This window comes from Luteimonas sp. e5 (assembly GCF_054031035.1).
In genome coordinates, this window is sequence record NZ_JBSTRX010000003.1 from 353267 (window position 1) to 367734 (window position 14468).

The following is a 14468-nucleotide window of genomic DNA, read 5'->3' on the forward strand; positions in this document are numbered from 1 at the left end:
CCTCACTCGTCGAGCAGCGCCTGCAGTTGGGCGAGGCCGGCACGGGCGCGTTCCTTGCGATGCGCGGCATCGGCCACCGGGTCGGCGCCGTCGCGTTGCAACTCGGCGGCGGGCAATTCGTCGAAGAAGCGCGAGGGTGAAAGCCGCACCGGACCACCCCAGCGGTTGGCACGCCGCGAATGCGACAGCCACAGCCGCTCCCTGGCACGGGTGATGCCGACGTACAGCAAGCGCCGCTCCTCCTCCAGCCGGCCTTCGTCGAGGCTGGCCTCGTGCGGCAGGGTGCCGTCCTCCATGCCGACGATGAACACGCAGCGGAACTCCAGACCCTTGGCGGCATGCAGGCTCATCAGCCGCACCTGGTTGCCGGCATCATCGCGGTCGTTGCGGCTGACCAGCGCCAGTTGCGCGGCGAGATCGCCCACACCGGCACCCCTAGCGCCCTCGAACCACTGCGCCAGCTCCTCCAGATTGCCGGCGCGGATGCGATAGATCGCCTCGCTGCTGCACTGCGCCTTGAGTGCGGCATCCAGCCCGGAGCGCTGCACCAGGCGGCGCACCAGTTCCGCCGCCGCGACCTCGCGCGATTCGCGGCGCAAACCGGTGACGATGTCGGCGAAGCCATGCAGGGCATTGGCCGCGCGTGCCGGCAACTGTTGCAGCAGGCCGACCGACTCGGCCGCACGCGAGAGCGGCAAATGCGCCTCGCCGGCCAGTTCCGCCAGCCGTGCCAGCGTGGTCTGGCCGACTTCACGCCGCGGGCTCTGCACCGCACGCAGAAAGGCGGCATCGTCATCGGGGTTGGCGATCAGGCGCAGCCAGGCCAACGCGTCCTTGACCTCGGCGCGTTCGAGGAAGGCGGTCCCGCCGGAGAGGTGGTACGGGATGCGCAGCAACTGCAACGCCTTTTCCAGCGCGCGCGACTGGTGGTTGCCACGGAACAGCACGCAGAAGTCGCTCCACGGCACACCCTTGGCGGTATGCAGGAAGTGGATCTCGGCGGCCACCTTCTCCGCCTCGTGCTCGGCATCGCGGCACTCCCACACGCGGATGCGCTCGCCATCGGCGGCCTCGCTCCAGAGCGTCTTGGGATGGCTGTGCGGATTGTGCGCGATCAGGTGGTTGGCCGCGCGCAGCACGCGGTTGCTGCAGCGGTAGTTCTGTTCCAGCTTGATGATCTCGAGCGCCGGATAGTCCTCGCCCATGCGCAGCAGGTTGTCCGGATTGGCCCCGCGCCAGGCGTAGATCGACTGGTCGTCGTCACCGACGCAGGTGAACTGGCCGGCCTCGCCGGCCAGCGCCTTGAGCAGGCGGTACTGCGCGTCATTGCTGTCCTGCGCCTCGTCCACCAACAGGTAGCCGATGCGCTCGCGCCAGGCATGCCGCGCCTCGGCATCGCCCTCCAGCAACCGCACCGGCAGACGGATCAGGTCATCGAAATCCACCGCGTTGAAACTTTGCAGGCGCGCCTGGTACTGCGCATACAACCGCGCGGCTTCGCGTTCGCGGGTGGATGCGGCGGCCTCAAGTGCTTCTTCCGGCGACAGCCCGGCGTTCTTCGCCCGCGAGATCAGCGCCAGGCTGGCCTGCACCGCATCGGCCTTGGCACCGCCCATCAGGTCGCGCACCTGGGCCGCGGCATCATCGGCATCGAACACCGAAAACCCGCGCTTGAGCCCGAGCCTGGCGCAATCGATCTGCACGATGCGCAGGCCGAGCGCGTGGAAGGTGCACAGGGTCAGTCCCTCGCCGGCATCGCCACGCAGGCGGCGCGCCACGCGCTCGCGCATTTCGCGCGCCGACTTGTTGGTGAAGGTGATCGCGGCGATGCGCCGTGCCGGATAGCGCCCGCTGCCGACCAAGTGCGCGATCTTCTCCACGATCACCCGGGTCTTGCCGCTGCCGGCGCCGGCCAGCACCAGCAGGGGCCCTTCGGTGTGCATCACGGCTTGGCGCTGCGGGGGGTTGAGACCGTGCATCGACAACTTCGGGGCGGCGGGCCATTGTGCGGCGGCGGCAACAGGCTGTCGAGATTGACAGCCCGTCGGCGGCCGCCATCGCGGCCCTACAATCCGCGCATGGCCAAGCTGTATTTCTATTATTCGGCGATGAATGCGGGCAAGACCACCACCCTGCTGCAATCGGCGCACAACTACCGCGAGCGCGGCATGCGCGTGCTGATCCTGACCCCGGCGCTGGATGACCGCGCCGGCACAGGCCGCGTCGCCTCGCGCATCGGCCTGCAGGCCGATGCGCTGCGCTTCCATGCCGACGATGACCTGCTTGCCCGCGTGCGCGAGGACATCGCCTCGCATGGCCCACTGCATTGCGTGTTGGTCGACGAAGCCCAGTTCCTGTCCCGCACACAGGCCTGGCAGTTGTCCGAGGTGGTCGATGCACTGGGCATCCCGGTGCTGTGCTACGGCCTGCGCACCGACTTCCGCGGCGAGCTGTTTGCCGGCAGCGCGGCCTTGCTGGCCTGGGCCGACGAGCTGCAGGAGATCAAGACGATCTGCCATTCCGGCGCCAAGGCGACGATGACCGTGCGCGTGGACGAAACCGGGCGCGCGCTGGCCGCCGGGCCGCAGGTCGAAATCGGCGGCAACGAGCGCTACGTCTCGGTCAGCCGTGCCGAGTTCAAGAAAGTGATGCGCGGCGAGGGCGAAATCCCGTTGCTGCAGCCGCCGCTGCCATTGGATTCCTGAGCCCGCGACGCCCGAGCGCGGGCGCGGCACTCAGGAGGATGCCTGCATCGGGTCGGATTCCGGCTGCCGGGCTCGGCAGGCCTCATGCGCACGCTGCACTTCACGCGACAGGCGGCCACCCTGCGGGCGCAGGCTTTCCAGCGTGGCCTCGAGTGCCGCGAATTCACCCATCGCGGTACCCGCCTGCGCCGGGTCATGGCAATGCGCTTCGGCCAGCCACAGGCGGGCCTGGAGATGGCGTTCGATGCCGGCGGCATCCAGCGGCGAGTCCGCCACCGCCGCCTGCAGGCGGGCAAGGTCGGCTGCGATCGCCGCGCGCGATGCCTCTTCGTCCACGCCATCACCCGCATCACGTCCCTGGCGGGCGGCAGCGATGACCAGACGCAGGCGCGCGCGCAACAGTTCAAGCTCGGCCGAGTTGCCGCCATCCTCCACCGCGGCAAGCGCACGCGCCGACTGACCCAGCCGCAACCAGGCTTCGGCACGCAGCCGCCAGCCGAGCGCATTGCGCGGACGCAGGTGATCGATCTCGTCGAGCACGCGCAAGGCTGCTTCGGCGTTGCCCGCCTCGATCAGCACCGCGGCGTCACGCTGCAGGGTATCGGCCAGCGCCGCATGCGCATTGAGATCGCGCAACAGGCGCGCCGCACGCAGGAAATCGGCGTGCGCGCGCTCGTGCTCGCCCTGCTCCGCGGCCACCTGCGCCAATGCATCCCAGGAGGCGGCGGCTTCCATGCTGGTGGCGCCGTGGCGTTGCAGCAGCAACGGATGGTTGCGCGAAAACTCCGCCGCCGCGTCGTCGATGCGGCCTTCGTCGAGATACAACATCGCGGTCTGCCGCCGCAGCGCGAGCGTGCCGGGATGGCTGCTGCCCTGCAGTTCGTCGGACAGTGCCAGCGCCTGCGCATAGGACAGGCTGGCGGCACGGCTGCGTCCCATCTGCAGCTCGCTGGCGCCGATCGAGCGCAGGATGTCGATCGCCAGCGGGTGGCGTGGACCGGCGATGCGTTGCAGTTGCGCCAGCGCACCCTGGAAGCCACGCAGCGCCTGCGCCGAATCCCCCACGTCCACCGAAAGCGCGGCCAGGTCGGTGAGGTTTTCGACCACGCCGATGTCATCGCCCAGCGCGCTGCGCCGCAATGCCAGCGACTGTTCGAACAAGGGCCGCGCCGCCGCGCTTTCACCATTGGCGCGGCGGCAGCGCGCCAGCTGCGAATAGAACTCCGCCGACAGCGCCGGCAACTGCGCCTGCGCGCGACGCGCGGCGCCAAGTGCCGGCTCGAGGAGGGTGATGCACTCACGCACATTGCCCTGCAGGCGTTGCAGGCGTCCGCGTTGGGTCGCGGCCTCCAGACGCAGGCCCGGCGGTGCATCGGGCATGCGTGCAAGGATGGTGGCCTGCTGATCGAGCAATTCCCCGGCTTCGGCGTATTGGCCCAGCGCAATGCGGATGCGCGCGATGACGCCCAACAACTCGGCATGTGCACGTGGTTGCTGCGCCAGCTCGCGCTCTCCGCGCAATTCACCGGCATCGATCAGCGTTTCCACTTCCAGCGGCGCGCCGCTGCGTGCCACCCCGGCGTTCTCGAACAGACCGATGACGAAGGTCTGCAGTGCCTGCGCGCGCGCCGCTTCACGCACCGCCTGCTGGCGCTGCTGCCAGGTGAAGGCAAGCATGCCGAGCAGGGTCAGCACCACCACCGCGGTGGCGGTAATGGCGAAGGCATGGCGGCGGGCGAACTTGCGCAGGCGATACCCCAGACTCTGCGGCCGGGCCAGCACCGGCAAACCGTCGAGATGGCGCTGGATGTCCAGCGACAGGGCTTCGACCGAGGGATAGCGCTGCTCCGGCTCCTTCGACAGCGCCTTGCCGATGATGTTGTCGAGGTCACCGGAAAGCATGCGTGCCCAGCGCCGGCGATCGATGCCCGGCACCACCTCGTCATCGCCACCGCGAGCGACTGCCTGCGACGGGCGCAGCGGCTCCTCGGCGAGGATCGCCTGCTCCCATTGCGCGCTGGTCGGCTGCTTGAGCCGGTAGGGCTTCTGCCCGGCCAGCAGCTCGTACAGCACCACGCCGAGCGAATACACGTCACTGCGGGTGCCCACCGGCTCGCCGCGGATCTGCTCGGGCGCCGCGTAATGCAGGGTGAAGCTGCGCACCCCGGTGCGGGTCACCTCCGGCGGATCGGCGGCATCGCCATCGAGCAGCTTGGCGATGCCGAAGTCCAGCAGACGCACTTCGCCCTCGGCATTGACCAGGATGTTGGACGGCTTGAGATCGCGGTGCACCACCAGGTTGGCATGCGCATGGCTGACCGCCTCGCATACCTGGCGGAACAGCTCCAGGCGCGGGCGCAGGCCGAGGCCGCGTGAACGGCAGTAATGCAGGATGCCCTCGCCCTCGACCTCCTCCAGTGCCAGGTAAGGCTGGCCGTTGGCGCCGATACCGGCATCCAGCAGGCGTGCGATGTGCGGGTGTGCCAGACGCGCGAGGATTTCACGCTCGCGGGTGAAGCGCAGACGCAGGCCGGGGTCGGCCAGCCCCGGACGCAACAGTTTGAGTGCGACACGGCGCTGGTACAGGCCATCGGAACGTTCGGCCAGCCAGACCTGGCCCATGCCGCCCTCGCCGAGCAGCTTGATCAGCCGGTACGGACCGACTTCCTCGCCCTCGCGCGGGCCCGGTGGCGCGGTCACCAGCGGTGAGTCCAGCAGGCTGTCCGTGCTGGCCTGCTGTGCCAGCAGCTCACGCAGGTCACTCACGAAGTTGGCGTCTTCGGCCTGCAGCGTGGCCAGATGCGCCTCGCGCGCGGCCGGATCCAGCTCGATCAGGACATCAAGCTCGGCCGACAGCCGTTGCCAGCGACTGCGATCCATCAGCCGCCCTGCAACATGCGCAGCAGGAACATCCGTGCCTTCTGCCAGTCACGTCGCACGCTGCGCTCGGAGCGTTCGATGAGCTCGGCGATCTGCGCCTCGGACAGACCGGCGAAATAGCGCAGCTCGACCACCCGCGCCAGTTGCGGGTCCAGCTCCTGCAACTGGCCCAGAGCGCGATCCAACGACAACAGATCCTCGTCCAGGCGAATGCCGTCATCCACGCTCTCGGCCAGCTCGGCCACCCGTTGCAGGGTCTGTCCGCCGCCGCGCTTGAGCGCCACGCGTGCCCGCGCATGATCCACCACCACGCTGCGCATGGCGCTGGCGGCATAGGCGAAGAACGCGCCGCGGTCGGCGAACTCGGCCTGCTCCTGGCCGGCCAGCTTGAGATAGGCCTCGTGCACCAGCGCGGTCGGATCGAGGGTGTCGTCATTGCCACCGCCCAATTGCCGCCGCGCCATCGCGTGCAGCTCGTGGTACAGCGCCTGCAACACCCGGTCCAGCGCCGCGCGATCGCCGCCGCGGGCCTGATCCAGCCATTGGGTGATGCCTTCGGACGCGTTGTGCATGGTTCGAGTTTATCCCCCGCCGGCTGAGCGCAAGCGCAGCATGCGGGAGCTGCCGGAATGACGCGACGCGTTCAGCGCTGGCAGCTCGGGCACCACACGCTGCTGCGCTGGCCAAGCTGCACTTCGCGCAGGCGCGTGCCGCACGCGCGGCAGAGCTGCCCGCCGCGGCCATAGACCAGCAATTCCTGCTCGAAGTAGCCGGGCAGGCCGTCGGGGCTGATGAAGTCGCGCAGGGTGGTGCCGCCGCGCTCGATGGCATGGCCGAGGATGTGCTTGACCGCCTCAGCCAGGCGCCGGTAGCGCTCGCGCGAGATGCGCCCGGCCTGACGGCGCGGATCGATGCCGGCGGCGAACAGGGCTTCGGCGGCATAGATGTTGCCGACCCCGACCACCACCGCCTGATCCATCAGCATCGTCTTCACCGCGCTGCGGCGCCCACGCGCACGCCGGAACAGATGGTCGCCGTCGAATTCGTCCGCCAGCGGCTCCGGGCCGAGCCCGCGCAACAGCGGGTGCAGCTCCCCCGGCGCCTGCCACAGCAGGCAGCCGAAGCGGCGCGGGTCGTTGAAGCGCAAGATGCGGCCATCATCGAGCAGCACGTCGACGTGATCGTGCAGGCGCGGCGGGATATCGCCCGGCAATACGCGCAGGCTGCCGCTCATGCCCAGATGCCACAGCGCGCTGCCAGCGGTGGTGTCGAGCAGCAGGTACTTGGCGCGGCGGCGCACCGCGTGGATGCGCGCACCGGCCAGCAGCGCCGGCAACTGCGCCGGGATCGGCCAACGCAGGTCGGGACGGCGCAGCTCGACCGCACGCACCTGGCGGCCGAGCAGATGCGGCTCCAGGCCGCGGCGGGTGGTTTCGACTTCGGGCAGCTCGGGCACGGTTGCGGAAAACGGCGACGGACAGTTCCAGCATGGGGGCGAATGCGTCGCCGCAAAAGCCCGTGCATGAACGCGCGCCGTGGCCGCAATGGATTATTCACCGCGCGGGCCGCATCATCGTGCTGTCTCCCTCCCACATGCGCGACCGCCAATGCCTTCCCCGATCCTCGATTTCCTCGTCCACGGCTTCAGCGGCATCGGCTGGCTGGGGCTGGGACTGTATTTCCTCATCGCCACCCAGCTCACCATCTTCGCGGTGACGCTGTATCTGCATCGCTCGCTGGCGCATCGCGGGGTGGACTTCCATCCGCTGGTGGCGCACGTGTTCCGCTTCTGGAGCTGGCTCAGCACCGGCATGGTGGCGCGCGAATGGGCCGCGGTGCATCGCAAGCACCACGCCAAATGCGAAACCGAGGACGACCCGCACAGCCCGATGCACAAGGGCCTCGGCCGCGTGTTCTGGCGCGGCGTGGAGCTGTACCGCGATGCCGCCAGCGACACCGCCTGCATCGAGCAGTACGGCAAAGGCTGCCCGGATGACTGGATCGAGCGCCGCGTGTACACCCCGCTGGCCAGCTGGGGCCCGGCGCTGCTGTTGCTGCTGTTGTTCGCTGCCTTCGGCATCAAGGGCATCGCGGCCTGGGCCTTGCAGATGGCATGGATCCCGTTCTGGGCCGCGGGCGTGGTCAACGGCCTCGGCCACTGGTGGGGCTATCGCAATTTCGAAACCGGCGACACCGCCACCAACCTGGTGCCCTGGGGCGTGTGGGTCGGCGGCGAGGAACTGCACAACAACCACCACGCGTTCCCGTCCTCGGCCAAGTTCGCCCTGCGCCGCTGGGAATTCGACATCGGCTGGGCGGTGATCCGCGTGCTGCAGGCCATGCGCCTGGCGCGCGTGTTGCGCGTGGCACCGGCCCTGGACGTGCGCCCGAACATCCCGATGCCGGATCTGGAAACACTGCGCGCGCTGCTCGCGCACCGCTTCCAGGCGATGACCGACTTCCATCGCCGGGTGCTCAAGCCGGCGCTGCGCGAAGAGGCGCCGGACATGCGCCTGCCGCGCCGCCTGCGCCGCGGCCTGGTCGATGACGGCCGCTGGCTGGCGCCCGAATGCCGCGCCCAGCTGGAGGCCTGGGTGGCCCGCTCGCCGCGCCTGCAGGCGCTGGTCGAACACCGTCGCCGCCTGGCGGCGCTGCTGGAAGCGCGCTCGGCCAATGCCAGTGAATCGCTGCACCGACTGCAGGACTGGTGCCGCGAGGCCGAGGCCAGCGGCATCGCCTCGCTGCAGGCCTTCGCCCAACGCCTGCGCGGTTATGCCTTGAAGCCGGCATGAAGCCGGCGCGCGGCATCGGCATCGCCTGCTGCGTCCTGCTTGCGGCAGCCTCCGCAGGCACGGCGTCGGCACGGCAGGCCGCGGCCACGCCCGGCAGCATCGACGGCTACCTCGCGCGCATCGACCGCGACGGCGATGGCCGCGTATCGCTCGAGGAATACCTGGCCTGGATGAGCCATGGCTTCGAGCGCATGGACCGCAACCGCGACGGCGTGCTGCAACCGCACGAGCAGCCCGGTGGCCGTGGCCGTGCACTCAGCCGGGTCGAGCATCGCGCCGCGCTGGAGGCCACCTTCCGTCGCCAGGACGTGAACCGCGACGGCTATCTCGACGCGCGCGAGCTGGCGGCACCGCCACGCTGACAGCGCGCCTCAACGACGACGCCGGCACGTGGCCGGCGTCGTCCCATGCCCACTCCCGGTTGCACTCAATGCGCCGAGGCGCGCGAGGCTCCGAGGCCGGTTTCCGAACGGATCTGCTGTGCCTTGAACGCCGCACGATCCTTGGCCGCACGCGCACTCTTGTCGGTGATCGAGAACAGCCAGATGCCGATGAAGGCCAGGCTCATCGAGAACAGCGCCGGCGAGGTGTAGGGGAACGGTGCGCTGCCGGCAGGGTTGCCCAGCGTGGCCTCCCACACCGACGGGCTGAGCACGGTCAGCACCACCGCCGAGATCAGGCCGAGGAAGCCGCCGATCACCGCGCCACGGGTGGTCATGTCCTTCCACAGGATCGACAGCGCCAGCACCGGGAAGTTGGCCGAGGCCGCGACCGCGAACGCCAGCGAGACCATGAACGCGATGTTCTGCTTCTCGAACGCGATTCCCAGCAGCACCGCGATGATGCCCAGCGCCAGCACCGTCAACCGCGAGATGCGCAGCTCGGTGACGCTGTCGGCCTTGCCCTGCTTGAACACGGTCGAATACAGGTCATGCGAGACCGCCGAGGCACCGGACAGGGTCAGCCCGGCCACCACCGCGAGGATGGTGGCGAAGGCCACCGCCGAGATGAAGCCGAGGAACAGGTCGCCGCCGACCGCATCGGCCACCAGCACCGCGGCCATGTTGCTGGCGCCTTCGCCGCCGTGGATCACGCCGCGCACGGTGTCGGCGAACTCCGGGTTGGTCAGCACCAGGGTGATCGCGCCGAAGCCGATGATGAAGATCAGCAGGTAGAAATAGCCGATCCAGGTGGTTGCCCAGAACACCGACTTGCGCGCTTCCTTGGCATCGGGAACGGTGAAGAAGCGCATCAGGATGTGCGGCAGGCCGGCGGTGCCGAACATTAGCGCCATGCCGAAGCTGATCGCCGAGACCGGATCCTTGATGAAGCCGCCCGGGCCCATGATCGCCAGCCCGCTGGCACGCGCCTCATCCGGCCCGGCACCGGCATTGCCGGCGATCGCCGACTTGACCTCGACCGCGTGCGCGAACAGGCGCTCGAAGCTGAAGCCGTACTTGGACATGATCATGATCGCCATGAAGGTCACGCCCGACAGCAGCAGCACCGCCTTGATGATCTGCACCCAGGTGGTCGCGGTCATGCCGCCGAACAGCACGTAGATCATCATCAGCACGCCGACCAGCACCACCGCGATCCAGTAGTCCAGACCGAACAGCAGCTTGATCAGCGAGCCGGCGCCGACCATCTGCGCGATCAGGTAGAAGGCCACCACCACCAGCGTGCCGCTGGCGGCGAAGGCGCGGATCGGGCCCTGCTTGAAGCGATAGCCGGCGACGTCGGCGAAGGTGAACTTGCCGAGGTTGCGTAGCCGTTCGGCGAGCAGGAAGGTCAGGATCGGCCAGCCCACCAGCCAGCCGGTGGCATAGATCAGGCCATCGAAGCCGCTGGCCATCACCGCCGCGGAAATGCCCAGGAACGACGCCGCGGACATGTAATCGCCGGCGATCGCCAGGCCGTTCTGGAAGCCGGTGATGCCGCCACCGGCGGTATAGAAATCGGCCGCCGAGCGGGTGCGCCCGGCCGCCCACTTGGTCACCCACAGGGTGGCCACCACGAACACCGCGAACATGCTGATCGCGGTCCAGTTGGTGGCCTGCTTGACGGTGGCACCGACATCCGGCGCGGCCAGCGCAAGACCGGAAAACGTCGCCAGTGCCAGCAGCATTGCCGCGCGCGCGGCAGGATTGGACGAGAGCTTCATTGCGCGGCCTCCTCGAGCACTTCGCGGGTGAGGCGGTCGTATTCGCTGTTGGCGCGGAACACGTAGATGCCGGTCAGGGTGATGGTGAACAGGATCACGCCGACCGCGATCGGGATGCCCAGCGTGGTCACGCCTTCGCCCAGCGGTCGCGACAGCAGTTCCTTGTCGAACGCGATCAGGCCGATGTAGCCGTAATAGACCAGCCACATCAGGATGGTCAGGGTCCAGCCGAAGCGGTTGCGTCGGCGTTTGAGTTGCTGGTATTTCGGATTGGCCTCGATGCGGGCCATCATCGGGTCGAGTTGTTCGTTCATTGCTCTCTCCACTGCCGGGAAGTGAACGCCGGCCCGCGCCGACGCAAGGGTGACGCGCCGTGGCGGCGCATCAGAAGCTGTACTTGACGCTGGTGTGCACGCGCTTGAAGTCGCCCGACTGGCCGCTTTCGAGTTTGCGCTCGCCCCAGCCGATCTCGGCGCCCAGGTCGAGCCTGGGAATCGGTGACCAGATCAGGTTGGCGTGCAGCGAATGGCTGCTGCGGGTGATGCCGAGGCCGGTGTAGTCGACCGGGTTGTCGATGCGTGCCGCCGCGGCCATCAGGTTGCCGCGCAGGCGTGGCGCGAACACGTGGCGCCAGGCGACGAAGCCGCCGCTGCCATCGACCGGATGCAGCCCGCCATCAAGATCGATGGCCACGTCCGGGGCAAGACCGAAGGCGAGGTAGCGGCCGATGCCGCGGCCATGGTTGAGCGCGAAGCGGATATCGTCATCCGGCCCCAGGTTGGCCTTGCCCGAAACACTGAGCGACACGCCCTGGCGGTAATCGCTCGGCACCTTGAACTGGCGCAGCAGGGCCGCCACCGAGACATGCCCCCAATCGCCACGCTGCTGCCAGCGCGCGGTGAAATCCGGGAACGCGTTGTCGCCGCTGTTGTAGCGCGGCGCGCCCTGGTAGCCCTGCACCGTGGTCTGCGGATTCTCCAGCGAGAAGCTCCATGGCCCACGGCTGTAGCGCAGCTGCGCCTGGCGCACGAACACGGTGCCATCGCTGACGCCGACGAAATCCACCGCGTCCGGCAACGCCGCCACATCCATGAAGTTCGACCAGGTCTGCCCGGCCAGCCATTCGTTCCAGCTCACGTAGGCGTGGCGCAGGGTGACGCCATGGGTATTGGTGCTGGTCTCGTTGCCGAGGTTGGCGCTGCCGCCACCGAAGAAGTCGGCTTCGATGTAGGCCTTGACCTTGTGCCCGTCTTCGCTGGCGTGATCGGCGCTGAACCAGAAGCGCGAGAACTGTGCGCCGAAATCCGCATACGGATCGACCGCCGCCACGCCGCCGACCGGGATCGCCGCAGGCAGGTGGAACATGCGGCCGGCAGTGCCGTCGGCGATCTTGCCGCCGTCGGTATCGGTCAGCATGGCATCGAACTTGATGAAGCCGCCGTAGCTGAAGGTGGTGCCGGGTGTCGCGGCCTGCATGGGCGCCGCGCCTGGCGCGGGCAGCGGCGGCGCGGCGGTGGCTTCATCGCGCGCCTGTTCGAGTCGCTCGACGGTTTGCTGTTGCTGCGCCGACAGGCGCGCGACGATGCGCTCGAGCTCGGCGACGCGCGCCTCCAGTTCCGCTTCGCGCGGGCTTTGCGCCAGCGCCGTGCCCGGCGCCAGCAACGCCAGCGCGATGGCGAGTGCAGGCAGGCGGCGGCGGTTGGGTGGCAGGTCGCGGTATGTCATCGGTCATCCCCACGCACGGATTGGCGTGCAGGCAGGTTCGACCGATATGCGGCGCGCGCCTATTCGCCCTTGGTCGAAGTTGCAGCGCACAATCGACCAATGTCTAACGCCACGGCGCGCGGGCTGCGGCACACTGCAGGCACGTTCAACCACACCGCGGAGCAGTCCCATGTCCAGGCCCGTCGACAGCATCCACGTCCCCGCCGCGTTCGCCGCGCGCGCCAACATGCGCCATCGCGATTACCGTCGCGAATACGAGGAATCGGTCACCGATCCGGACGCGTTCTGGGCGCGCATCGCCGAGCGCGTGGAATGGATGAAGAAGCCGACCATCATCCGCAACGTCAGCTTCAACGAGGACGATTTCCGCATCAAATGGTTCGAGGACGGCGAGCTCAACGTCAGCGTCAACTGCCTCGACCGGCACCTGCGCGAGCGCGGTGAGAAGACCGCGATCCTGTTCGAGCCGGATGATCCGTCGATGCCGTCGCAGAAGCTCAGCTACCGCGATCTGTACCTGCGCGTGAACCAGCTGGCCAACGCCATGCGCGGCATGGGCATCGGCAAGGGCGACCGCGTCACCATCTACCTGCCGATGATCCCCGAAGCGGCGGTGGCGATGCTGGCCTGCGCGCGCATCGGTGCGGTGCACACCATCGTGTTCGGCGGCTTCGCGCCGCATTCCATCGCCGATCGCATCAGCGATTCGCAGAGCAAGCTGGTGATCACCGCCGACGAGGGCCGCCGCGGCGGGCGCACCGTGCCGCTGAAGATGAACGTGGATGCCGCGCTCAAGCTGCCCGGCACCGACACGGTGGAAAAGGTCATCGTGTTCCGCCATACCGACGGCAGCATCGACTTCGACACCCGCCGCGACGTGTGGTGGCACAAGGCGGTGGACGGGCAGCCGACCACCTGCGAGCCGGAGCGGATGAACGCCGAGGACCCGCTGTTCATCCTCTACACCTCCGGTTCCACCGGCAAGCCCAAGGGCGTGCTGCACACCACCGGCGGCTATCTGGTGTATGCCAGCTACACCCACGAGATCGTGTTCGACATCAAGCCCGACGACATCTACTGGTGCACCGCCGACGTCGGCTGGATCACCGGCCACAGCTACATCGTCTATGGCCCGCTGGCCAATGGCGCCACCAGCCTGATGTTCGAAGGCGTGCCCAGCTGGCCGAATGCCTCGCGCTTCTGGGAAGTGGTGGACAAGCACCAGGTGACCATCTTCTACACCGCGCCGACCGCGATCCGCGCACTGATGCGCGAGGGCGAGCACGCGGTCAAGCGCACCTCGCGGCAGTCGCTGCGCCTGCTCGGCAGCGTCGGCGAACCGATCAACCCCGAAGCCTGGCGCTGGTACCACCAGGTGGTCGGTGACGAGCGCTGCCCGATCGTCGATACCTGGTGGCAGACCGAGAACGGCGGCATCCTGATTTCGCCGCTGCCCGGCGCCACCGACCTCAAGCCCGGCTCGGCCACCCTGCCGCTGCCCGGCGTGCGCCCGGCGCTGGTCGATACCGGCGGTACCGTGCTGGAAGGCGCGGTCGATGGCAACCTGGTCATCACCGACTCGTGGCCGGGCCAGGCACGCACCCTGTGGCGCGATCACCAGCGCTTCATCGACACCTATTTCAAGACCTATCCGGGCATGTACTTCACCTCCGACGGCTGCCGCCGCGACGAGGACGGCTACTACTGGATCACCGGCCGCGTGGATGACGTGATCAACGTCAGCGGCCACCGCATCGGCACCGCCGAGCTGGAAAGCGCGCTGGTCGCGCATCCGAAGGTGGCCGAGGCCGCGGTGGTCGGCTTCCCGCACGACATCAAGGGCCAGGGCGTGTACGCCTACGTCACCCTCAAGGACGGCGAGGCGCCCAGCGAGGAACTGAAGAAGGAACTCAACGGCCACGTGCGCAAGGAAATCGGCCCGATCGCCAGCCTCGACTTCCTGCAATGGGCCCCGGCCCTGCCCAAGACCCGCAGCGGCAAGATCATGCGCCGCATCCTGCGCAAGATCGCCGAAGACGCGCCCGACCAGCTGGGCGACACCTCGACCCTGGCCGACCCGGCGGTGGTCGATGCACTGGTGCGCGATCGCAGGAACGCATAAGCCCAGCGCACACGGGGCATGACGCGGGGGTGTCTGCGCGGGCGGCCACCCCCGTTTGTTTGCATGTCGCGAACATCGCC

11 protein-coding genes are annotated in these 14468 nt (G+C 68.5%); 4 read left to right on the forward strand and 7 right to left on the reverse strand.

Annotated features, from left to right (window positions below; genetic code table 11):
- Positions 1-2 precede the first annotated feature (2 nt).
- Complete coding sequence (locus ACW11F_RS10730) at positions 3-1979, reverse strand: UvrD-helicase domain-containing protein (RefSeq protein WP_456996901.1); 1977 nt, start codon at positions 1977-1979, stop codon at positions 3-5.
- A gap of 99 nt (positions 1980-2078) precedes the next feature.
- Between ACW11F_RS10730 and ACW11F_RS10735 the strand changes: the two genes are divergently transcribed.
- A complete protein-coding gene (locus ACW11F_RS10735; RefSeq protein WP_456996902.1) occupies positions 2079-2705 on the forward strand; it encodes a thymidine kinase in 627 nt (208 codons plus the stop codon).
- A gap of 30 nt (positions 2706-2735) precedes the next feature.
- Here the strand turns inward: ACW11F_RS10735 and ACW11F_RS10740 are convergent, their stop codons facing one another.
- The 3 genes from ACW11F_RS10740 to mutM form a co-directional block, all read right to left on the reverse strand.
- On the reverse strand, positions 2736-5585 hold the full coding sequence (locus ACW11F_RS10740; RefSeq protein WP_456996903.1) for a protein kinase domain-containing protein: 2850 nt from the start codon (positions 5583-5585) through the stop codon (positions 2736-2738).
- A complete protein-coding gene (locus ACW11F_RS10745; protein ID WP_456996904.1) occupies positions 5585-6157 on the reverse strand; it encodes an ECF-type sigma factor in 573 nt (190 codons plus the stop codon). Before ACW11F_RS10745 ends, ACW11F_RS10740 begins: the two co-directional genes overlap by 1 nt.
- 71 nt (positions 6158-6228) lie before the next feature.
- Positions 6229-7041 (reverse strand): bifunctional DNA-formamidopyrimidine glycosylase/DNA-(apurinic or apyrimidinic site) lyase, encoded by an 813-nt coding sequence (gene mutM, locus ACW11F_RS10750; protein ID WP_456996905.1) that lies wholly within the window; start codon positions 7039-7041, stop codon positions 6229-6231.
- A 151-nt stretch (positions 7042-7192) separates the two neighbouring features.
- On the opposite strand from mutM, the gene ACW11F_RS10755 reads away from it, so the two are divergent.
- Both ACW11F_RS10755 and ACW11F_RS10760 read left to right on the forward strand, forming a co-directional pair.
- The gene (locus ACW11F_RS10755) at positions 7193-8377 is read left to right on the forward strand and encodes a DesA family fatty acid desaturase (RefSeq protein ID WP_456996906.1); all 1185 of its coding nucleotides are present in this window, start codon (positions 7193-7195) and stop codon (positions 8375-8377) included.
- Positions 8374-8739, forward strand: a complete 366-nt coding sequence (locus ACW11F_RS10760) for a hypothetical protein (protein ID WP_456996907.1) — start codon at positions 8374-8376, stop codon at positions 8737-8739. Before ACW11F_RS10755 ends, ACW11F_RS10760 begins: the two co-directional genes overlap by 4 nt.
- 65 nt (positions 8740-8804) lie before the next feature.
- Here ACW11F_RS10760 and ACW11F_RS10765 read toward each other — a convergent pair whose 3' ends face one another.
- From ACW11F_RS10765 to ACW11F_RS10775, 3 genes are all read right to left on the reverse strand, one after another.
- Positions 8805-10505 (reverse strand): cation acetate symporter, encoded by a 1701-nt coding sequence (locus tag ACW11F_RS10765; RefSeq protein WP_456997098.1) that lies wholly within the window; start codon positions 10503-10505, stop codon positions 8805-8807.
- Positions 10506-10537: 32 nt separating this feature from the next.
- Positions 10538-10855 (reverse strand): DUF485 domain-containing protein, encoded by a 318-nt coding sequence (locus ACW11F_RS10770; protein WP_456996909.1) that lies wholly within the window; start codon positions 10853-10855, stop codon positions 10538-10540.
- Positions 10856-10925: 70 nt separating this feature from the next.
- Entirely contained in the window at positions 10926-12266 is a 1341-nt protein-coding gene (locus tag ACW11F_RS10775) for a DcaP family trimeric outer membrane transporter (protein ID WP_456996910.1), read from the reverse strand.
- Positions 12267-12435: 169 nt separating this feature from the next.
- Between ACW11F_RS10775 and acs the strand changes: the two genes are divergently transcribed.
- A complete protein-coding gene (gene acs, locus ACW11F_RS10780; protein ID WP_456996911.1) occupies positions 12436-14388 on the forward strand; it encodes an acetate--CoA ligase in 1953 nt (650 codons plus the stop codon).
- Positions 14389-14468: the final 80 nt, after the last annotated feature.

Bases quoted from the DNA above. Each gene is read 5' to 3' on its own strand.
- ACW11F_RS10730 (WP_456996901.1), bottom strand. From the start codon at position 1,979: ATGCACGGTCTCAACCCCCCGCAGCGCCAAGCCGTGATGCACACCGAA.
- ACW11F_RS10735 (WP_456996902.1), top strand. From the start codon at position 2,079: ATGGCCAAGCTGTATTTCTATTATTCGGCGATGAATGCGGGCAAGACC.
- ACW11F_RS10740 (WP_456996903.1), bottom strand. From the start codon at position 5,585: ATGGATCGCAGTCGCTGGCAACGGCTGTCGGCCGAGCTTGATGTCCTG.
- ACW11F_RS10745 (WP_456996904.1), bottom strand. From the start codon at position 6,157: ATGCACAACGCGTCCGAAGGCATCACCCAATGGCTGGATCAGGCCCGC.
- ACW11F_RS10755 (WP_456996906.1), top strand. From the start codon at position 7,193: ATGCCTTCCCCGATCCTCGATTTCCTCGTCCACGGCTTCAGCGGCATC.
- ACW11F_RS10760 (WP_456996907.1), top strand. From the start codon at position 8,374: ATGAAGCCGGCGCGCGGCATCGGCATCGCCTGCTGCGTCCTGCTTGCG.
- ACW11F_RS10765 (WP_456997098.1), bottom strand. From the start codon at position 10,505: ATGCTGCTGGCACTGGCGACGTTTTCCGGTCTTGCGCTGGCCGCGCCG.
- ACW11F_RS10770 (WP_456996909.1), bottom strand. From the start codon at position 10,855: ATGAACGAACAACTCGACCCGATGATGGCCCGCATCGAGGCCAATCCG.
- ACW11F_RS10775 (WP_456996910.1), bottom strand. From the start codon at position 12,266: ATGACATACCGCGACCTGCCACCCAACCGCCGCCGCCTGCCTGCACTC.
- acs (WP_456996911.1), top strand. From the start codon at position 12,436: ATGTCCAGGCCCGTCGACAGCATCCACGTCCCCGCCGCGTTCGCCGCG.